Annotated in this window: 23 protein-coding genes and 1 tRNA gene; 16 read left to right on the top strand and 8 right to left on the bottom strand. The window is 54.2% G+C overall.

What is annotated here, in order from left to right; translation table 11 throughout:
- Positions 1–253: 253 nt before the first annotated feature.
- Positions 254–1,213: an SDR family NAD(P)-dependent oxidoreductase gene (locus Fuma_RS00690; protein ID WP_077022436.1), complete on the top strand. Its 960-nt coding sequence runs from the start codon at positions 254–256 to the stop codon at positions 1,211–1,213.
- 338 nt (positions 1,214–1,551) lie between these two features.
- A tRNA-Pro gene (locus Fuma_RS00680) sits at positions 1,552–1,625 on the top strand.
- Here Fuma_RS00680 and Fuma_RS00675 read toward each other — a convergent pair.
- Positions 1,607–3,106 (bottom strand): recombinase family protein, encoded by a 1,500-nt coding sequence (locus Fuma_RS00675; RefSeq protein WP_077022434.1) that lies wholly within the window; start codon positions 3,104–3,106, stop codon positions 1,607–1,609. The genes Fuma_RS00680 and Fuma_RS00675 overlap by 19 nt on opposite strands.
- Before the next feature lie 87 nt (positions 3,107–3,193).
- A complete protein-coding gene (locus Fuma_RS00670) occupies positions 3,194–4,054 on the bottom strand; it encodes a recombinase zinc beta ribbon domain-containing protein (RefSeq protein WP_077022433.1) in 861 nt (286 codons plus the stop codon).
- Between the two features lie 65 nt (positions 4,055–4,119).
- Between Fuma_RS00670 and Fuma_RS00665 the strand changes: the two genes are divergently transcribed.
- The 12 genes from Fuma_RS00665 (at position 4,120) to Fuma_RS36595 (ending at position 11,155) form a co-directional block, all read left to right on the top strand.
- Complete coding sequence (locus Fuma_RS00665) at positions 4,120–4,422, top strand: transposase (protein ID WP_077022432.1); 303 nt, start codon at positions 4,120–4,122, stop codon at positions 4,420–4,422.
- Complete coding sequence (locus Fuma_RS00660; RefSeq protein WP_077022414.1) at positions 4,419–5,297, top strand: IS3 family transposase; 879 nt, start codon at positions 4,419–4,421, stop codon at positions 5,295–5,297. The genes Fuma_RS00665 and Fuma_RS00660 overlap by 4 nt, the downstream gene beginning before the upstream one ends.
- 311 nt (positions 5,298–5,608) lie before the next feature.
- The gene (locus Fuma_RS00650) at positions 5,609–6,076 is read left to right on the top strand and encodes a hypothetical protein (RefSeq protein ID WP_077022430.1); all 468 of its coding nucleotides are present in this window, start codon (positions 5,609–5,611) and stop codon (positions 6,074–6,076) included.
- A 61-nt stretch (positions 6,077–6,137) separates the two neighbouring features.
- Positions 6,138–6,383: a hypothetical protein gene (locus Fuma_RS00645; protein WP_077022429.1), complete on the top strand. Its 246-nt coding sequence runs from the start codon at positions 6,138–6,140 to the stop codon at positions 6,381–6,383.
- Positions 6,380–6,775 carry a hypothetical protein gene (locus Fuma_RS00640; RefSeq protein WP_145943868.1) on the top strand — a complete coding sequence of 132 codons (396 nt, stop codon included), beginning with the start codon at positions 6,380–6,382 and terminating at the stop codon, positions 6,773–6,775. Before Fuma_RS00645 ends, Fuma_RS00640 begins: the two co-directional genes overlap by 4 nt.
- A gap of 135 nt (positions 6,776–6,910) precedes the next feature.
- Positions 6,911–7,078, top strand: coding sequence for an SEC-C metal-binding domain-containing protein (locus Fuma_RS36545; RefSeq protein ID WP_077022427.1), 168 nt, complete (start codon positions 6,911–6,913; stop codon positions 7,076–7,078).
- Between the two features lie 119 nt (positions 7,079–7,197).
- Positions 7,198–7,638 carry an AAA family ATPase gene (locus Fuma_RS00630; RefSeq protein ID WP_077022426.1) on the top strand — a complete coding sequence of 147 codons (441 nt, stop codon included), beginning with the start codon at positions 7,198–7,200 and terminating at the stop codon, positions 7,636–7,638.
- Entirely contained in the window at positions 7,628–8,404 is a 777-nt protein-coding gene (locus Fuma_RS00625; RefSeq protein WP_077022425.1) for a tRNA(His) guanylyltransferase Thg1 family protein, read from the top strand. Before Fuma_RS00630 ends, Fuma_RS00625 begins: the two co-directional genes overlap by 11 nt.
- 1 nt (position 8,405) lies before the next feature.
- Positions 8,406–9,146 carry an RNA ligase family protein gene (locus Fuma_RS00620; protein ID WP_077022424.1) on the top strand — a complete coding sequence of 247 codons (741 nt, stop codon included), beginning with the start codon at positions 8,406–8,408 and terminating at the stop codon, positions 9,144–9,146.
- Entirely contained in the window at positions 9,143–10,276 is a 1,134-nt protein-coding gene (locus tag Fuma_RS00615) for an AAA family ATPase (protein WP_077022423.1), read from the top strand. The genes Fuma_RS00620 and Fuma_RS00615 overlap by 4 nt, the downstream gene beginning before the upstream one ends.
- Before the next feature lie 33 nt (positions 10,277–10,309).
- The gene (locus tag Fuma_RS33905) at positions 10,310–11,059 is read left to right on the top strand and encodes a hypothetical protein (protein WP_083731704.1); all 750 of its coding nucleotides are present in this window, start codon (positions 10,310–10,312) and stop codon (positions 11,057–11,059) included.
- Positions 11,060–11,068: 9 nt separating this feature from the next.
- Positions 11,069–11,155, top strand: a complete 87-nt coding sequence (locus Fuma_RS36595; protein WP_077022422.1) for a hypothetical protein — start codon at positions 11,069–11,071, stop codon at positions 11,153–11,155.
- Here the strand turns inward: Fuma_RS36595 and Fuma_RS00600 are convergent.
- The 5 genes from Fuma_RS00600 to Fuma_RS00575 all read right to left on the bottom strand — a co-directional run bounded on the left by Fuma_RS00600 (position 11,152) and on the right by Fuma_RS00575 (position 16,405).
- Complete coding sequence (locus Fuma_RS00600) at positions 11,152–12,324, bottom strand: ISAs1 family transposase (protein ID WP_077022421.1); 1,173 nt, start codon at positions 12,322–12,324, stop codon at positions 11,152–11,154. The genes Fuma_RS36595 and Fuma_RS00600 overlap by 4 nt on opposite strands.
- A 100-nt stretch (positions 12,325–12,424) precedes the next feature.
- The gene (locus tag Fuma_RS00595; RefSeq protein WP_077022420.1) at positions 12,425–13,804 is read right to left on the bottom strand and encodes a DEAD/DEAH box helicase; all 1,380 of its coding nucleotides are present in this window, start codon (positions 13,802–13,804) and stop codon (positions 12,425–12,427) included.
- Between the two features lie 105 nt (positions 13,805–13,909).
- On the bottom strand, positions 13,910–15,511 hold the full coding sequence (locus tag Fuma_RS00590) for a hypothetical protein (protein WP_077022419.1): 1,602 nt from the start codon (positions 15,509–15,511) through the stop codon (positions 13,910–13,912).
- Between the two features lie 296 nt (positions 15,512–15,807).
- A complete protein-coding gene (locus Fuma_RS00580; RefSeq protein ID WP_077022417.1) occupies positions 15,808–16,113 on the bottom strand; it encodes a hypothetical protein in 306 nt (101 codons plus the stop codon).
- Positions 16,106–16,405 carry a hypothetical protein gene (locus Fuma_RS00575; protein ID WP_145943866.1) on the bottom strand — a complete coding sequence of 100 codons (300 nt, stop codon included), beginning with the start codon at positions 16,403–16,405 and terminating at the stop codon, positions 16,106–16,108. Before Fuma_RS00575 ends, Fuma_RS00580 begins: the two co-directional genes overlap by 8 nt.
- 233 nt (positions 16,406–16,638) lie before the next feature.
- Between Fuma_RS00575 and Fuma_RS00570 the strand changes: the two genes are divergently transcribed.
- Both Fuma_RS00570 and Fuma_RS00565 read left to right on the top strand, forming a co-directional pair.
- The gene (locus Fuma_RS00570) at positions 16,639–16,866 is read left to right on the top strand and encodes a transposase (protein WP_077022415.1); all 228 of its coding nucleotides are present in this window, start codon (positions 16,639–16,641) and stop codon (positions 16,864–16,866) included.
- A complete protein-coding gene (locus Fuma_RS00565; protein WP_077022414.1) occupies positions 16,863–17,741 on the top strand; it encodes an IS3 family transposase in 879 nt (292 codons plus the stop codon). The genes Fuma_RS00570 and Fuma_RS00565 overlap by 4 nt, the downstream gene beginning before the upstream one ends.
- A gap of 32 nt (positions 17,742–17,773) precedes the next feature.
- Here Fuma_RS00565 and Fuma_RS00560 read toward each other — a convergent pair whose 3' ends face one another.
- Positions 17,774–18,454: a DUF5131 family protein gene (locus tag Fuma_RS00560; RefSeq protein ID WP_077022413.1), complete on the bottom strand. Its 681-nt coding sequence runs from the start codon at positions 18,452–18,454 to the stop codon at positions 17,774–17,776.
- Positions 18,455–18,546 lie beyond the last annotated feature (92 nt).

Raw genomic sequence — 18,546 nt, 5'->3', positions numbered from 1 at the left:
GGGGAAATTTGCCTGCGAACCGCGTGGTTTGAAGAGTCCCGTCTGTCGGGACGAGTATCCGGGCGATTTCGAAGGTCGCCCGCATGCCTTGAGTCATTCACTTCGCTAGACTATTGCGTCGCGCATTTTATAGTCGCTGCAACGGTGTCGGGCCGCCACTGGCCGCAGCTGAGCGAGTGTCGACAATTCGAAACCACTATGATTCGATCGAGCCTTTTTGCCGGTCGTTGATGATCGAAAACTGGAGAATAGAATGCGGCTGCTGATCACGGGCGGTGCTGGGTTTATCGGAAGCCATATTGCGGATCGAGCGCTCGCCAACGGATGGGACGTTGCGGTGCTGGATGACCTCAGTTCCGGTCGCCGCGAAAATGTTCCGGACGGTGCCACGTTCTTTCAAACGGACATCCGCGACAAATCGGCCGTTGAGGCGGCGTTTGCTGAATTCCGACCAACTGCCGTCAGCCACCAGGCTGCTCAGGCCAGCGTCGCCATCAGTGTCCGCGAACCACAGCTTGACGCCGCAATCAACATCACCGGATCGTTAAACATTCTAACAACATCCGTCGCCCACAAGGTCGAGCGTATCGTATTCGCCAGCACCGGCGGCGCGATCTACGGTGAAGTGCCGGAAGGCATTCGCGCTGGCACTGACTTCAACCCCGTGCCCATCAGTCCCTATGCCTGCAGCAAGTTTGCTGTAGAAAAGTACCTTGAGTGCTTTCGCCAGGAACACGGGCTGAATTACACCGTACTTCGCTACGGCAACGTCTACGGTCCCCGGCAGGATCCGCATGGCGAAGCGGGCGTCGTCGCCATTTTCTGCAACCGAATTCTGGCGGGCGAATCCATCGCCGTGAATGCCAAACGAGAAGTCGGGGACGCAGGCTGCATCCGAGACTACGTCTTCATCGATGACGTCGCAAAGGCCAATATCGCCGCTCTGGAAGGACGGATTCCCGACCAAATCCTGAACGTCGGCACGGGCAGCGAAACCACAACGCGACAACTCGCCGACATCCTTCAACAAACGCTGAAACGCACGATCGAGGTCCTTCCCAACGAAAAGCGAGCCGGTGACATTGAGCGTTCTCTGCTGAACGCAGATCGTCTTGTGGAACTACTCGGCCCAGTCGCAACCATCAACGACGGGCTAGCCGCGACGGCAGACTGGTTCGAACAACGAGCGAAATCCGCTCAGTCGGCGACGTAAGGCACCTCGTTTTTCTTGGGTTGTGCGAACCGCCAACGCGGCAAATTGCTGCGATGCGCGATAAGAGCAGTTTCCCGTTTGTTGTGGACGATTGGGGCTCGCGGGAAGCAGCCTTCGTTGCTCGAAACGCTGTTCCGAGGCCACAAGTCAGTGAGATTGGCTGTCACAAAGCAAATTACGAAGAAAGGACCTCTTCAACTTCGATTGCCGTTTCTATTTCCATTCGAAGCGAAACCGATTCGGATTGAAATAGCAAACAATTGCAGTAAACTGCCCTCGCCAGCCCAACACGACTGCTCACCGCATTCGTCGTGACTTGAATCACAGTTGGCAAAGCACGGGACGTGGCTCAGCCTGGTAGAGCGCTGCACTGGGGGTGCAGAGGTCGCAAGTTCAAATCTTGTCGTCCCGACTATCTTTCGAAACGAGCCCTTTGGCCAACAGGTCAAAGGGCCTTCTCATTGTGGCGACTAGACTTGCGCCATCGAGAGAGCAGTTCAAACAGAGGATTTCGAGGATTCGACGTTTTGCAGCGTAGTCAGCCGTAAGCCATTTGTCACGAAGGCTTTGCGAAAGTTCAAACGCTTTCACCGCTATGTCGATGGTTTCGTTCCGGCCACGGCTGCAACGGTCGATTTCGAGCCGCAACTCGGCTTCCTCGTCACGCAACTCTCGTGCTTTCTCTGCGTAGGTGTCGGCATTGATCTCTTCGAGCAGCCGAAGGTTGAGCAACTGCTGTTGAAGACGCACAACTTCGGTGTGCCGGTTCTTTAAGTTGCCGTCCTCTTTCGACGCTTCGCCGAATTCCCAATTCGTCGCCTGACGAAGCTGCTCACGGAACAGATCACGGAATTCGGCGTCCTCAACCCGTAGCGATTCAAAGATGTCGAGCATCTGCGAGTCCATTTGCTTTTCGGTCAGACGGATGCGGGGATGATCTCCCTTGTGATACTGAGTGCAACGGTAGTAGACGTAATCCCGTTCTCCGCTTTTAGTCATCTTCGTCTTCCGCTCTCCCGTGATTGGCGATCCGCAGTGGCCGCATTCGATCAGGTCGCTGGCGTAGGTCATCTGGTGTTGCTTGTACACTTTCTGGCCGAGGAGAGTCTGCACTCGATCCCAGAGCCGTGGTTCAATGATCGGCTCGTGGGTTCCGGGGAGCCATTGACCACGAAACTTGATCTCGCCGATATAGGCACGGTCAGTGAGGATCGTGTACAGCTTGCTCCGTCCAAACTTGGGGGTGGACGGCAGCCAATGGATACCTTCGTCTTCGAGCTTTCCGACCAGCGTGTCCAATGTCTCGCTGTGATAACCGTACAACTCGAAGATGCGGCGAATCTTGGGGGCGTTCTCGGGATGGACTTGGATGATGCTGCGACCGTCGATGCGGACATTGCGGTAGCCGAACGGAGGTCGGCTGGGAAACAGGCCACTTTCGACTCGGCGTTCGATCCCTTCTTTCACATCGATGGATTGTTGCTCGGTGTAGAAGGATGCCATGCTCGCCAACATTCTGCGCTGCATCCGACCGGCTGGCGTGTTCTCTGTGGGCTGGGCGACGGAGATGAACTGAACACCGAACTCAGATTCGAGTCGTTCAAGCTCGACGTAATCGAACAGGTTCCGAGCGGCACGGTCCACCTTGTAGAAGATCAGACCATCGAGCTTGTGAGCGTTCTTCTTAGCAAAGGCCATCAACTCCTTGAAGGTTTTGCGCTCGTCGTGATTGGTTGCGGTTTCGGCGATGCGGAATAGTCGAATGATTTCGCCGTTGTTTCTCTCGGCGTACTGGCGCAGGGCATCGACCTGTACGTCGAGAGAAAACCCCTCACGCTCCTGTTCCCTGCTACTGACCCGAGCCAGTGCGACGTATCGTTTTTGCGGTTTCACTACTCAGCCATCCCTGAAAGAAAACAGACTTCACCATGCGATGAAGTTCATTTTCCCCGAGAAAACTCGATTGGCAACAGCGAACAGCTATCCGGCCCGAAATAGTTCTAACCGTGTCCTGTTCTCTGGGACCAGCGTTCGGCCTTCGAGCCGGAAACCACCGAACAAGGCGGAAAGAGCAAGCTGTCTGGACCTTCTCTCCATTGTCAGCCACTCGTTCGAGAGAACATCGAAGACTCGCCCAGCTTGGCCGCAAACAGACTCGACCAATTGCCCGATCCGCACCTGTCGTGCCATCTGTTCTCTGAGTCGCCTCTCTTGTTCGTCGAACTCGGCTTGCTGCTGCTCGTACAATTCGTCCGAAACCGAATCTGACAAGTTTCGACTCAAAAGTTTCTTACGTTGAGTCTCCAGCACTGACAGAAGGCGTTTTGACTCGGATACTTGAACCTTCTCATCCTCGAACTGAGTCTCAAGAATCGACCGGGACACCATCTGGAGCAACTTGCGGTTGTCGTCCGATAGGCGGCCAACCGATTCGAGCATCACCTGCAACTGATCGTCGAGTTCTTTCTCGGTGAGCCGGACTCGTGGATGCCCCGTCGTGCGATAACGAGAACATCGATAGTAGACGTATGGCGTCACGCCTTTCTTCGTCTCCTTAAACTTCTCTTCTCCTGTGACGATGTGACCGCAGTGACCGCAGCGGATCAGGCGGCTGGCGTACACCAATTCGTGGGAGCGGTAATTCTGTTCGTTGAACGAGACCCGAACCTGATCCCACGTCACCTGATCGACCAGCACCTCATGCTGGCCCGGATACCATGCTCCACGGAACCTGATGAAGCCGAGGTATGCCTTGTCATGCAGAATCGAGTTCACCTTCGACTCTGAAAACTTTGGCTTCGACTCCGAGTAGAACAATCCTTCGTCGAACATTCTGTCCATTGAGGTGGTACAGGTTTCAGGGACACGTGAATCTCTTATTCTGAGTCCGTAGAAAGGACCTCAGGATGTCTCGGAAGAGAAAAACATCAGTCAAGAAATCGTCTCGCCGTCAGTACACGGATGAGTTCAAAGAAGAAGCCGTGCAGCTGCTTCTGGATGGGTACACGGCTCCTCAGGTTGTGGACCGGTTGGGCATTTCAAACGTCAACGTTTTGTATCGCTGGAAACAGGAGCAGCTGGAACAAAGTGGTCCAGTGGCAAGCTCTTTGGAGGCTAAGGTCAAGGACCTCGAAGCCGATCTGCGGCGTGTCGAACGTGAGAGGGACATACTAAAAAAAGCGTTGGCTATTTTCGGCCGCAACGAATAGCTGACGTCTATGCGGCCGTTGAAGCGATTGTTCAGGAAGGTCATGGAAACGTGGCCGAAGTCTGTCGTCATCTCGGTGTGAACCGAACTTCGTTTTATGCCTGGCAGACTGCTGAGCCCACGATCTTTGAAGAACAGGATGCTCAACTGGCTCCGTTGATAAGAGTCATCTTTAAGTGTCACCGCCGCCGCTACGGGGCTCGTCGCATTGCCGAAGACCTCAAGGAAATGGGACTTCCCTGTGATCGCAGGAAGGTCTCGAATGTCATGAAAGCCCTTAAATTAAAGGCAATTCAGCCGAAGTCGTTCGTTCCAAAAACGACAGACAGCCGTCATCGACTGGGCTATTCGCCGAACCTGTTGCTCGATGCGGACGCCCCAACAACGATCAATCAAATTTGGGTTGGAGACATTACCTACATCCCGCTGACTGACGGGACGTTTTGCTACATGGCGATGCTGATGGATCTGTTTTCCCGGCGGATCGTTGGTTGGCATCTGGATAACAACATGACGGAACAGCTGGTCCTCAAAGCACTGCGTTCGAGCATCAAAGAACGACAGCCTGACGTTGGATTGATTCACCACACGGATCGAGGCGGCCAGTACGCTGGCAATGAATACCGATCAATTCTTCGTCGGGCAGCAATCACACAAAGCATGAGCCGTGCTGACAACTGTTATGACAACGCATCCATGGAAAGCTGCTTCGGAACGATCAAGAACGAACTCGAAATGACCGATTACCAAAGCAAGGCAGAGGCAAGAAGAGAGATGTCAAAATACGTCCGCTACTACGTTCACGAACGCAGACACTCCAGCCTCGATTACAGGTCGCCAGCTCAGTTCGAACAGATCATCAATCTCCCAAAATAAGAGAATGACCTGTCCCTGAAACCTGTACCACCTCAAACCGTGGAAAAGTGCGTGTAAGGAGGGAGTTCCAAGACAGCCCATACAAGGATGCGTATGGAGTCGTTGCCAACACAATCAAAGGCGTCATCAAGGAGTTGAAAGGTAGGAAGAGATATGAGCAGATGGGAGAAGAGCTTAAGCGCCAAGTGAAATTCCCAGACTTGTACTTTACCCCAATGTCGTCCTGCACTCGCTGGGAAGTCGAACGAAGAATGTGAACGACGAGGCACCTGCTACCGGCTCCAGTTTCGACCTCAAAACTGGAGCCATCCATGCCTCGCAATGCCGTCAAAGTTATCGCCCGTTTCTGGGTCATCTGCTTCGTCTTCGCCCTCTTTCCCTTTGGTCTGCCTGCGGTCCTCGCAGGCGTCCTCAGTCTCCCATTCTTGGCGTTCATCGCCCTCCTTGTGGCGCTCGGCTTCAACTTCGCTCAATGGCTAGGCCATCGACTCCTGTTCGGCGGCACGCCTGAGTACGAACAGTTGCGAGCCAGCGGCAGGGATGCGTGGTTTGATGTGAGTTGTCCGTGGCCTTTCCGCTCTGAATCCGAGCAACTTCCTCCGACCGTCGATGAACCAGCGATTCGCTGGTACTGCAAACAATGTGGCTCAGAGGCTTTTGACCTCGACGCTCCATGCCGAGTTTGCGGGTTCGAGTACGAGTGCCCTGTCTGCGGCTCACCTGTGAATGGCGAGTTCGCCGCCTGTAATCGTTGCGGTAACGATCCTCTTGGGAAATGAGGCACCTGCTAGTCACAGATGGTATCTGTTTCCAAAAGTTGTTCCCGAGAGGAGTCTGCCAATGACATTCGACGTGACCGCCTGTGAAGTTCTTAGCCTCGACAGCGGCGTGATTGACTGTCCGATCACCGCAGAGGAAGTGCCGGTCTTGTTTCTCACCTGTCGCATCGCTGGCCAACCGATAGTGAATCTCGCCATTCGCAATCCTCACCGGCTTGCCGATGACTTGCCGAACGTGATTGAGCAATCATCTGTGCTGAATGGCGGCAAGTTCGTCCCCGAGCATCCTGAAGGAGACTGCGAGTGAGCAAAGAAATCCCAATGATTACGCTCATCAAGAAGGGATCGAAGGCGTTCCCGAGGTACGTCTTGGCCAAGGCCGACGAGTTTAAGAATGCCGTGTTTTGGAATGGCACGACGTGGAGCGACGAGTCGGAGGCCATCCTGTTTGACGACGTGAATAAAGCTCTGTGGACCCACCATGACCTCTTAATGGAAACTTTGAGTGATCGTCCATGTCACCAGTATGTCGTGCCGGTTTATGTTGAAATTTACGGAGACAAGCCCAAGCTGAACGATCTCCGAGCGTGGCTTGAGAAGGCCGTGCGGATCGTGGTTGAGTCACCGAAGCATGGAACCGGCCCAAACGAAACTTTTGGCGTGGTCCTCCTCGATGCTGAAAGAACGCAGAGCGTCTAAGCGGTTCCAGCTACCCCTGAGCGAACCTTTCCCGGCAAACGGTGTCTCCGTGAGAGAACATCCAGAGAAACGGAGGTGCGCCATGGGACACTCGAATCACGAACACTTTGACGAACAGCCATTTTTTTCGAGACGATGAGCAAACGTCGTCAAGGATACCCGTCCGAAACGCAGGTCAAGCGAGGAATGCGGGTCGTCCACGGCGACAAACTGCTGGAGGAGAAGCTCGGTAGAAACGATCTCTGCCCCTGCGGTTCTGGCCAACGCTTCAAGAAGTGCTGTCTCAAGAAAGGCTGTTTTTGATGGCGTGAACCGGGATCACTACTTTTAGGGACTGATCGTCTCCAGAAGAAACCAACAGCCCACTCGGTTCGGCACAACCGAGTGGGCTTTTTTCGTTTTGGAACGTCACGAGGTAAGTCATGGAGGCGGTGGTGTTCATCGGTCTGCAAGCGTCGGGGAAATCTTCCTTCTTCAAGGAACGGTTCTTCTCGACGCACGTTCGCATCAGCCTCGACCTGTTGCGGACTCGAAATCGAGAGCGGCGACTGCTCGCAGCATGTTTGGAGACCCAGCAGCCGTTCGTCATCGACAACACGAATCCGACTCGTGAGGAGCGAGCGAAGTACATCGACGTTGCGAAGACGGCCAAGTATTCGGTCGTGGGGATTTATTTCCGGTCGAAAGCTGAGGAGTGTCTCACACGGAATCAGCAACGGACTGGACCAGTACCCGAGGTGGGCATCCTGTCCACTGCCACGAAGCTGGAACTGCCAACATTCAAAGAAGGCTTCGACGCACTGAAATACGTCCGATTGACGGAAGACGGTTTCGTCGTCGAGGAGTGGAACGATGAAATTTGATGATCTCGACAACAAGATGCGGGTCTTTGAGACTGGCGCTGACCTGTGCGTATTGCCGAGCTTGTTCATGGTGGCCCGTTTGGACGGTCGGAGCTTCACCCGATTGACCAAAGAGGTTTGCCAATTCGAAGCTCCGTTCGACGAGCGGTTTCGAGACCTGATGGTGTCTACCACTGAGTCATTGATGACCTGCGGCTTTCGGGTGTTGTATGCCTACACGGAGAGCGACGAGATTTCATTGCTCTTGGACCCGGAGGAGCAACTCTTTGGCAGGAAGCTGCGAAAGTACAACTCGACGCTGGCAGGTGAGGCCAGTGCGCAGTTCTCGCTAAAGCTGGGTCAACCAGCCTGCTTCGACTGCCGCATCTCGCAACTACCGACAGTGGAACTGGTCGTGGATTACTTCCGTTGGCGAAACGAGGACGCCGCTAGAAATGCCTTGAGCGCATGGTGCTATTGGACGCTGCGTAAGGATGGCCAAGATGAGCAGCAGGCTACGAAGCAACTGATTGGACGGTCGGTGAGCCAGAAGAACGAGTTGCTGTTTCAGTATGGGATCAACTTCAATGATCTCCCAAACTGGCAGAAGCGAGGCGTCGGTTTGTACTGGAAAGAGTACGATAAATGTTCGGTGAATCCGATCACGAAGGAAGAAGTCACGGCTCGTCGGCGTCGGATTTCTTCCGACCTCGACTTACCCATGAAGAACGAGTACGGCCAATTTGTGCGGTCGCTCGTTTCCCAGACCCAGAAAAAAGGAGCCTGACATGGGTACTTCCCACGGTGATTTCACCAAGTACCCCCGCACGCCCCATCTGTTTGGGTCCAAGGGGACAGACGACGACAAGCATCTCAGCGAAGAGGAGTCGAAGGCATTCATCGCCGACGAGTCGCTGATCGTCGAGGAGAAGATCGACGGCACAAACGTCGGCATTCACTTTTCGGACACCGGCGAGATGGTCCTGCAATGCCGGGGCCATCTCATCACCGAGGGAATGCACCCGCAGTACGACCTGTTCAAGCAGTGGACGGCAGCGAAGCGACATGTGCTGGAGGAGCAGTTGCAGAACCGCTTCCTCTTGTTCGGGGAATGGGTCTACGCCCGACACTCGATCCACTACCGGAAGCTGACACACTACTTCTTCGAGTTCGACATTTACGACAAGGATCAGGAAGTCTTCCTCGATCTTGAGCAACGACTGTCACTCCTCGCTGGAACGGGAATCCAGACAGTTCCCGTCGTTCATACGGGCACGGTGATTCGTGACAACCTTGAAGTCCTGATCGGGCCATCTCTGTTCGACAGCCACTTTGAGAACCCGATCACTAATCGACCTGACAATCTGATGGAAGGTGTGTACCTGCGAACTGAGGCAAACGGCGCTGTCACGGGACGAGCCAAGTTTGTGCGTCCCGAGTTCGTCGAGAAGATCAAGCAAAGCACACACTGGCAGCATCAGCAGATGATGCCAAATCAACTGGCGGATGACGTGGATATCTGGTCATGAACTGGGAGCAACTCAAACAGTCGTCGCTGGAGGACATCACGGCATGGGCAGAAAGCCAACCGTGGTGTCAGGCGATGTCGGACTGCGCACAGGATGCCGAATGGCATTCCGAAGGCGATGTCTGGACCCACACGAAGATGGTCCTTGAGCAACTGCTCGAACTGGATGAGTGGCCGTCTCTCGCACCAAACGAGCAGATCGTTCTAATCTTCACCGCTTTGTTTCACGATGTCGCCAAGCCGTTGACCACCGAGGTTGATCCCGAGACTGGTCGAGTCCGCTCACCAAAGCACGCTGTCAAAGGTGAACACGTCGCCCGTTCGGTTCTGCGTGATCTCGGATGTGACCTGACAACTCGTGAGGAGATCGCCCGGCTGGTCCGTTATCACGGGCGACCGGCGTTTCTACTCGAACGTGACGAGCCAACGCATGAAGTCGCTCGGTTGTCGTGGCTGGTCAACAACCGACTGCTATACCTGTTCGCATTGGCTGACACTCGTGGCCGAGACACCGACTCCATGACTCGGCCCGAGGAGAATCTGCACTACTGGAAGCTCATGGCGGAAGAGGCTGGCTGCTATGACCAGCCGTATCCGTTCGCCACCGATCATGCTCGTTTCACGTTCTTTCGCCTGCGGGAACCCAACCTGCACTACGTTCCGCACGAAGACTTCTCTTGCACAGTGACGTTGATGGCCGGTCTTCCCGGTAGCGGCAAGGACACATGGCTCTCCAGAAATCGTAGCGACCTTCCGATTGTCTCGCTGGATGACATCCGTAGTGAACTGGATGTCGAACCGACCGACAATCAGGGAGCGGTGGCCCAGCTTGCCAAAGAACGCTGTCGGGAATTGCTCAGAGCGAAAAAATCGTTCGCCTTCAACGCTACGAACACGATGATACAAACCCGTGGTCGCTGGCTCGACCTGTTCGCCGATTACAACGCCCAGATCGAAGTCGTGTACCTCGAACCGCCGTTCGAGAACTTGCTTCGTCAAAACCAAACTCGGAGCAAGGCGGTTCCCGAGCCGGTGATCCATAAGCTGGCTGATAAGTGTGAGCCGCCGACGTGGTTGGAGTGTCACAGTCTGGTGATTGAAGAATGCCTTTACAAGCCTCGTCTTACCTGAATGGTACTCGTCGTTCTTCTCAGGAGATTGCCAATGGATGATCCCAACAGCCAACTTCAATGGCTCACAAAGATGTCGAAGCGACCAATGGATCAAGTCACCTATCTTCCAAACGCCGATGCCAAAGTCATCGACTCCATTGAGGTTGGTGTTCTGTTCCTGATGGCATTCTGGAGTGCGGGTGCCGTGAAAGCGTTTACTGCGCTCAGCGAGGTGCTTGCGACCTCCGAAACCGATTCCCTCGAATTTGTCGTGGCGGATGTCGATGGCTCACCTTCACTCTACGAGGTTCCCGAATTCAAGGGAAACATACACGGGTGGGGAGAAACAGCGTGGATTTATCAGGGCAAGATCATCGCCACCTCTGGCCTCGGCCTCAATACCGAGCGTTTCAGGCCGAACACATCGACCCTTCTCGCATTCAACAAGCACGGCAGTCACGTTACACCAACTCAGATTGCCGCAGAGTTTCATTGGCTTCCACCGTGGGCAGACGTTGGCGACGTGGCAGATTCGCTCGACAGCGAACTTGCTAAGGAACTTTTCAGTCCGCATTCTCTACGAGGTGTGACTGTTCAAGCTATTGGAAAACGCACAGATTGCGACGATGTATTGTTTGCGATCCAAGGCGACAATCGAGTGGCAGTCGTTCACCTCACTTGGTCTGCGCAAACCGAATCGGACGACAATTATCCCGCAACGGTCATGTATCACGGCTGGCAGGATTGGGTAGACAGGTGCCTGCTACCCGAATATCGACGCTATCGAGACACACCACGTTGAAGTTGCACAATGCTCCTAACAATCTCCACAGAACACAAACCAGCCAGCGACCTTGGTTTTTTGCTGCACAAGCACCCCAGGGCCAGCGCATACTAAGTTGTTTTGCCGGTAAGGATTTGCATCAAATAGTCAATGTTCCATCCGGCCATTCTTCTTTTCATGACGTTGCTTTGTTTGCCAGGATGTTTCTTGATGAGGCTGAGTGTGAGTCGTCTGAGCCATGACAAATTGTTCGCGAAGATTCGGTTTCGGACTCGACTCTCATCCTCGCGGTAGGTCATGTCGAGACTCCAGTGCAGCGTGTTTTCTATGGCCCAGTGACCACGAACCGTTGTTGCGAACAGCTCGCCTTTGCGACGCAGACTGCTGATGTAGTAGCGAACGTCAGAATGATGAATGCCGTCCTGCTCGTACATTCGGATCGCCGTTCCGATGGTCTTGAGTCCGGCCCATTTGTGGCCCACGTCAAAATCGACAGGCACGGTCGCCTGATAGTAGATTCTCTGTTCCTGCCGACCGTGTCCCTTCTCTGTTTCTTCATAGCGACTGACGGGACAGCGAGCGAAGTCATCCTCCAGGTGATCGAGAAAAAACTTCTGCACGACCTCATAGAGTTTCGGTTGGTTGCCTTTCAGGGCTAACACATAGTCTGCATTGCCAGACACGATCTGCTGCGCAATGTTTTTTTGACAACCCGCTGCGTCAATCGTAATGATCGCCTCATCGATATTGATTTCGTTCAGTAATTTCGGGATCGCGGTGATCTCGTTCGACTTCTCTTCCGTCGCCACCTGTCCCAGAGAAATCCCCTGATCAGAAGCCCACGCACTCACGATGAACAACGCACCCAGCCCATTCTTTTTGTCATGTGATCGACGGAGTGCTTTGCCATCAATCGCAATCTGTTTTCTGTAGCCTTCTTTCTGTTCGTCGGAAAGTCCTTCCAGCGATTCAATCCATTGCACGAAGCACGCTTGAAAGTCGTTCGGCTTCAGGAGAGAAAGGACGCGCCGGTACGTATCTTTTTTCGGAATGCCATGCGGAAGTGCCAGGTGTTTCTGCAGGCCATCGGCATTCAGTCGCGCCCATTCCGCAATCGCACTGGGGCCGTCGGCGTTGGCCAGCACTCCGCAAATGGCGATCACAATCACATCACCAAGCAGATGCAGACGATTGATGTTGGAACGCGGGTCTTTCAATTGATCAAAGTAATGAACAATGTTTCCTGTCAGCTCCTGGGTGACCGCCAGTTCAACTGTCGACATCTCTTGTCCTCTCCTCGTGAAGTCCGATGTTACGACACGAAAAGACTAACCAATACTCACTTGTCGCGCCAGCCTAAATTGCCCAAAGTGCGCGCTGGCCCTACTTGAGCAGTGACTCGTAGGTGTCTCGGATGATCTGCTCTTGTTCGGCTTCCGAGAACTCGCCAAGCAGATTGAAGTGGGACTTCGGATCGCCTGCCTCTTCCTTCGGTCCATGCTTCGGTCGGGGCCGAAGTCTCACCCTGACCGGCTCAACGGCGTTCTCAAGGACGAGTGAAGCGTGGAAATGAGCGTACAGCTTCGTCAATTGTCGCCGACGTTCCTCTTCATTCTGCTCGACCACCAACGGAAATAAATTGAAGTAACTGATGTGCCGTTTCCCACGGCAGTCCCGCACGAGCCGTCCAAACCGCTGAAGCCGGTCTTGATCGGAGTTGGTAGGCACAAGATCAATGATTCGAGCGGCTTCAACCCAGTCTGCTCCCTCACGAAACATTCCGACCGTGAGGATTGCAGCTACTCGGTTGCCGTGTTCAGCCACGAACCGGATTTTCTCAGTGCGCTGTTCGGTAACGACCAAATCAACAACGACCGCTTCTTGCCGCAAGGCTTCGTCGAATGAAGTCCACGGGGTTGCGTCGAGGCAGTCGCACACCGTCTGTTGGAGTCGGGCGACGAACTTCGCCTTGCTTTTGCCGAGCAACATTTTGTGGCCTTCTGGCGGACAATAGATGATCGTCGGCGTAGCCGATTGTTGAAGAAGATGCTGAAGCTCCTTGAACACGGTGCCCTTGTAGGCCACGAAGTCATAGGAGTAGCTCTTGATGTGCTTGAGAATTTGCCAGTATTCGTCGAAGGGAACGTGAACCCGAGTGAACTCGGAGAGGTGCGTTTCACTGATGATCGGGAGGTGGTCGCCTCGGAAGAAGTAGGCGGTGGCCAGCCACATCTTGAGACCCTCTGATCCGGTATCGAGTATCCGAACAATCTGCTCGCCCAAGACGTTCCGATTCTGTTCCGATGCAGATATGTGGTGTGATTCATCGATGACATAGGTAGTCTCGTCCGCAACCTCGGCCAACTCATCGTCACTCAATCGGTTTAGGGCATAAGAGAGCGTCATGTGGGTTGTGAGAACAACACGTCTTGCCGCAGACTTCGCAGGCCCGGCAAGCAAGAAGTCCGTCAGTTCATCCACTTTGGCAGTGGATGTACCACAGAGGTTTCTCGGCACGGACCATTCAACGATTTCGCCATCAGGAAGTATGATCTTTTTCTTCTGGCTGAATCCTTTGGCGATGATCCGTTGCGGAACGCAGATAACGACTTTTCTCGAAGGGTTTCGCAGGTCCGAAGCGGCAAGGGCACAGAGCAGAAAGCTCTTGCCCCAGCCGGTTGGCATATTGACGATGACTCGTGATTGGCCATCTGCGGTCTCGTAGGCGTCTTGCTGGTAATCACGGAGGTTCCAAGTAGTCATGGCGATTTCCCTTTCGATATGGGCGCACTGGATTTGGTAGCGACCACGCTGAGTGCGCACCGGGAGCGCAGCCGCTATACAAAAGTGAAAGTCAGTAGCGAACGGTCAGTCGTCGGTGGGAATCGCTTCTCTGCTTACAACGACGAAGCGATACCTGACGTGCGGTGGTTCGCCATCGTGACGCTTCCGACTCTTTTCGAGCCGAAGAGTCAGTCTTTCGGACTCCGTTTCGACGTGGAATGCCTCATTGCGGTGGGCACTCAGAACGACGCCCAAGCCCCTTTTTCTGGATTCAAAGCTCTCTTGATCGCCTATCGGGATCACTTGCTTGACGAGGCCAAGCCTAGCGACTTCTCTAGCCCACACTTCAGGCTTGTACCACTCCTCACCGTGAATCGATGTCCCTATCAGGCCGATGGCGGCACGAACAGGATCATCGGCAACTCTTCGCTTGCCGTAGTTGGCAAGGAATCCTCGAATGCCGTTTGCTTTGAGGATTCCTCCAACGACCGCAGCCCATTCTGAAAACGGATGTCTCGTATCCTTATCGAGAGGGCAACCAGCATCTTTCCAACGCTCAATCATCCCTCGCAATTCTGCGGCTATCCCGTCACGATTCTGGGGTAAAAACTCCAGCTTCGGATTTCCGATGGGTGACGCTCGATCAGACACATTGCCCACGGGATCGAGATGGATTGGCAGGCAGCGGTTGAGTATGTCCTCACTCACGGTCCCAAAGTTCGTAGAGATCGCCAGCACGATGTCGTTTCGTCGTCGGGTTGCTGGACCTGTCCCAGTTGAGAACAGAAACACATTGGGGTCTGTTGCGAATCGTTCGATGATCGCAGAAGAAATCGAGTTGCCTCGGCGATCCAACCGAGCATTCTCAACCACCAACACACCGCAGTCGGCATTGTGGTTCAATGCACCTACAAGACTGCGCTCCAGCGCCCAATCTGTGCCCTGATAGCTGATTGAGCATTGCTCGGTCTCACCCGAAGCGAAGGCGATCACAGTGTCCTTCCCGGCGTGACTCTTGGATGCGGTGAGCAGAACAATCGGTTTGCCTCCGGGCCAGTGATTCCGCAGCAGCACAGTCAGCCCCGCCGCCAGTGCATTTGCCCTGTCTGCCTCCGTCTCAAGGTCCATTACGTCCAGGAATCTTTCGATACGATCCATCGAATCAAAGACCTGGGGGGACTCGCCGACGAAGAAGTAACGATGGTCTTCGCCGCCATCGTTGTAGCCGGGTTCTGTCAGAGAAAAATTGGGCGGCAGATAGCGTGGCACCGTGCTGATATGATCGACGACGGCAAACTTTGACAAGAACGCCTTCGTCCTCAACATGGCGTTCATGTGCGCCGCCGAGAGCTTGCTCCCCTTGGGCTTTCCGTCGAGATAGATGGTCAGAGCCACCCGGTCCACGATCACGGGAGCCAGATCAGCCGCCGTGGTGATGAGCTTGGTGGAGCCGTCTGGCCGGACCAAGATCAAACCCGCCTCATACCCGGATCGCCCGAAGAGGTCGCCCGATCGGGCCAACAACGACCCGAGCTTGCGATAGTTCGTAGCGGCAGGGTCTCCTTCATCCCAACTCAATTGACGTACCGAGGTGTCTTCTGAATCTTCAGTCGATTCGTCTTCGGCGTGCTGGTGCGTTTTCTCTTCGTCAAAGAGTTCGTCTCTGACCACGCTCAGTTGTTTCATTTCTTCCTCCTATAATGTGAGACCCGGCACACCCGGCACAGCGGCACGGGTGGCAGGGAATCCATCGAGATTCATACGGTGTACTATCAGCCTTCACACCAGCCGCAATACTCGTCCTCATCCAGTAGCATCCCGCACTCGGAGCAATTGGGGCGGAACGGAAGGTTCATCGTGCGAGCGAGGTCTTGGTAGAGAGCGACAGCATGTTCTTCTTCCAATTCCATCTCCTGACCGAACCCGTTGCGCAACCAAATCCGAGCAGATTCCAAGTCAAACTTGACCGTCACCTTTCCCGACTAGTGTTGCGTTCCAATGGACGACATGACGATCTTCATGTGTTCCATCCTGCTCAGGCCGAGGGTCGCCTTGGAATGGCTATATGCCATTCTTTGAGCTTCTTGACGGTTACTGATGGGCCACCAAAGAACCGGAGCGGCGTCTGGTTGATTCGAGAGTTCTCCGCTGGGAAAGTAGCCGGGGTGGTTCTCGAAAACGATGATGGCTCGGAAGCCCTCGCCTTCGTGATACTCGCCGACTTCCAACACAAAGCGACGGCCCTCGTCGATCAGGTCGCCTACGGTCACTCGTCTTTCGTTAAGCATCGTCGTTGCCTCCGTCCCCAACACTAATACACTGCTGATGAGCCTCCGCAGCCTTTTCGAGAAGTTGCAGAACTCGGTTGCTGACACGAACGTCAGTCGGTGGATGCTCCTGCTCGGCTTGACTGACCCGACGAAACTGCCATTCCATAAACGCAATCGAAAGTTCACGGATGCCAAGATAGCGAGACGATTCTTCAGCAGGCTTTACTGAACGGGGATACTTCGACTCATCTCGGAGCCAGTTTGAGATCAAGCTAATTGCCTGAACGATCTCTTCCATGTCATGTTTCATTTGTTGGTTCTCCTTGAACTGGAATTACTTGAAGGGTGGGCTACGCTACCTCTGGCCACTCTTGGCGGACCTTTCCGTCGATCAGGCCGTCGTATGAGGTGGTACAGGTTTCAGGGACACGTGAATCTCTTATTTTGAGTCCGTAGAAAGGACCTCAGGATGTCTCGGAAGAAAAAAAATCAGTCAAGAAATCGTCTCGCCGTCAGTACACGGATGAGTTCAAAGAAGAAGCCGTGCAGCTGCTTCTGGATGGGTACACGGCTCCTCAGGTTGTGGACCGGTTGGGCATTTCAAACGTCAACGTTTTGTATCGCTGGAAACAGGAGCAGCTGGAACAAAGTGGTCCAGTGGCAAGCTCTTTGGAGGCTAAGGTCAAGGACCTCGAAGCCGATCTGCGGCGTGTCGAACGTGAGAGGGACATACTAAAAAAAGCGTTGGCTATTTTCGGCCGCAACGAATAGCTGACGTCTATGCGGCCGTTGAAGCGATTGTTCAGGAAGGTCATGGAAACGTGGCCGAAGTCTGTCGTCATCTCGGTGTGAACCGAACTTCGTTTTATGCCTGGCAGACTGCTGAGCCCACGATCTTTGAAGAACAGGATGCTCAACTGGCTCCGTTGATAAGAGTCATCTTTAAGTGTCACCGCCGCCGCTACGGGGCTCGTCGCATTGCCGAAGACCTCAAGGAAATGGGACTTCCCTGTGATCGCAGGAAGGTCTCGAATGTCATGAAAGCCCTTAAATTAAAGGCAATTCAGCCGAAGTCGTTCGTTCCAAAAACGACAGACAGCCGTCATCGACTGGGCTATTCGCCGAACCTGTTGCTCGATGCGGACGCCCCAACAACGATCAATCAAATTTGGGTTGGAGACATTACCTACATCCCGCTGACTGACGGGACGTTTTGCTACATGGCGATGCTGATGGATCTGTTTTCCCGGCGGATCGTTGGTTGGCATCTGGATAACAACATGACGGAACAGCTGGTCCTCAAAGCACTGCGTTCGAGCATCAAAGAACGACAGCCTGACGTTGGATTGATTCACCACACGGATCGAGGCGGCCAGTACGCTGGCAATGAATACCGATCAATTCTTCGTCGGGCAGCAATCACACAAAGCATGAGCCGTGCTGACAACTGTTATGACAACGCATCCATGGAAAGCTGCTTCGGAACGATCAAGAACGAACTCGAAATGACCGATTACCAAAGCAAGGCAGAGGCAAGAAGAGAGATGTCAAAATACGTCCGCTACTACGTTCACGAACGCAGACACTCCAGCCTCGATTACAGGTCGCCAGCTCAGTTCGAACAGATCATCAATCTCCCAAAATAAGAGAATGACCTGTCCCTGAAACCTGTACCACCTCAGTATGTGATCTGGGTGCCCTCGTATCTCTGCTTGACGAAGTGAGCGATCTCCGCTTTCCGGCACTGGTTGTCGATGTCTTCCACCCAGTCGAGGCTCATCGGACGGCGTTTGTCTTTCCCCGCCTGCTCACAGCCCGTGATGATCCAGTGAATTGAACCATCCAGATGCGGTCGAAAATCCACAGGTTCAAGCAACGGTTCTGCGGAGATGAACCGCAGTCGGGCTGGTAAGCCCTTGAGAATCGCAACCCGGCCAAGAGAACTCGTGGCCCCGCAGGTTACGCCTAGCCAGACGTTCGGATAACCGCCTCCCCAGTCGTTCGGTAGGCGTGTCGGGATAAGCTCGGGCCGCTTGGTCAGGACCAGCCAGTCGAGGTTTGGGCAGGATCGGATGACCTCCCATGCTTCGGGACGCCATTGGTCAGCCCCCTCGTGGAAGAAGTCTGACATGGAGCAGGTGAAAATTCGCAGCCGACGACCGAGCGCTTCGGCTTGCCTGTTCCATTTGGCTGGCTTGCTCCAATCGACTGTCCGCATCGGGCCGTTGAATGGCTCTCGCCCCGCCCGGCGCATCAGGCCGTCGATGTAACAGTGTTGACACTCGGTGGAGACTTTGTTGCATCCCCACCAGAAGTTCATTGTGTGATCGGTCCAGCCGATACCTGAGTTCTCTGCCATTGTTTGCTCCTTCCATTCTCAAAGAAATGTCACGCTTATTGATTGCCCACGGTTCATCTGCGATTTGCACGTTTCCGCTGACGTTCCGCCTT

The organism is Fuerstiella marisgermanici, from assembly GCF_001983935.1.
GTDB classification, from domain to species: domain Bacteria; phylum Planctomycetota; class Planctomycetia; order Planctomycetales; family Planctomycetaceae; genus Fuerstiella; species Fuerstiella marisgermanici.
Note: the sequence above shows the minus strand (reverse complement) of the source record. Positions and strands in the feature narration are given on the sequence as shown.

Bases quoted from the DNA above. Each gene is read 5' to 3' on its own strand.
- Fuma_RS00645 (WP_077022429.1), top strand. From the start codon at position 6,138: ATGACATTCGACGTGACCGCCTGTGAAGTTCTTAGCCTCGACAGCGGC.
- Fuma_RS36595 (WP_077022422.1), top strand. From the start codon at position 11,069: ATGCTCCTAACAATCTCCACAGAACACAAACCAGCCAGCGACCTTGGT.
- Fuma_RS00575 (WP_145943866.1), bottom strand. From the start codon at position 16,405: ATGAAACATGACATGGAAGAGATCGTTCAGGCAATTAGCTTGATCTCA.
- Fuma_RS36545 (WP_077022427.1), top strand. From the start codon at position 6,911: ATGAGCAAACGTCGTCAAGGATACCCGTCCGAAACGCAGGTCAAGCGA.
- Fuma_RS33905 (WP_083731704.1), top strand. From the start codon at position 10,310: ATGGATGATCCCAACAGCCAACTTCAATGGCTCACAAAGATGTCGAAG.
- Fuma_RS00580 (WP_077022417.1), bottom strand. From the start codon at position 16,113: ATGCTTAACGAAAGACGAGTGACCGTAGGCGACCTGATCGACGAGGGC.
- Fuma_RS00620 (WP_077022424.1), top strand. From the start codon at position 8,406: ATGGGTACTTCCCACGGTGATTTCACCAAGTACCCCCGCACGCCCCAT.
- Fuma_RS00665 (WP_077022432.1), top strand. From the start codon at position 4,120: ATGTCTCGGAAGAGAAAAACATCAGTCAAGAAATCGTCTCGCCGTCAG.
- Fuma_RS00560 (WP_077022413.1), bottom strand. From the start codon at position 18,454: ATGGCAGAGAACTCAGGTATCGGCTGGACCGATCACACAATGAACTTC.
- Fuma_RS00615 (WP_077022423.1), top strand. From the start codon at position 9,143: ATGAACTGGGAGCAACTCAAACAGTCGTCGCTGGAGGACATCACGGCA.
- Fuma_RS00590 (WP_077022419.1), bottom strand. From the start codon at position 15,511: ATGAAACAACTGAGCGTGGTCAGAGACGAACTCTTTGACGAAGAGAAA.
- Fuma_RS00650 (WP_077022430.1), top strand. From the start codon at position 5,609: ATGCCTCGCAATGCCGTCAAAGTTATCGCCCGTTTCTGGGTCATCTGC.
- Fuma_RS00670 (WP_077022433.1), bottom strand. From the start codon at position 4,054: ATGGACAGAATGTTCGACGAAGGATTGTTCTACTCGGAGTCGAAGCCA.
- Fuma_RS00630 (WP_077022426.1), top strand. From the start codon at position 7,198: ATGGAGGCGGTGGTGTTCATCGGTCTGCAAGCGTCGGGGAAATCTTCC.
- Fuma_RS00595 (WP_077022420.1), bottom strand. From the start codon at position 13,804: ATGACTACTTGGAACCTCCGTGATTACCAGCAAGACGCCTACGAGACC.
- Fuma_RS00625 (WP_077022425.1), top strand. From the start codon at position 7,628: ATGAAATTTGATGATCTCGACAACAAGATGCGGGTCTTTGAGACTGGC.
- Fuma_RS00600 (WP_077022421.1), bottom strand. From the start codon at position 12,324: ATGTCGACAGTTGAACTGGCGGTCACCCAGGAGCTGACAGGAAACATT.
- Fuma_RS00690 (WP_077022436.1), top strand. From the start codon at position 254: ATGCGGCTGCTGATCACGGGCGGTGCTGGGTTTATCGGAAGCCATATT.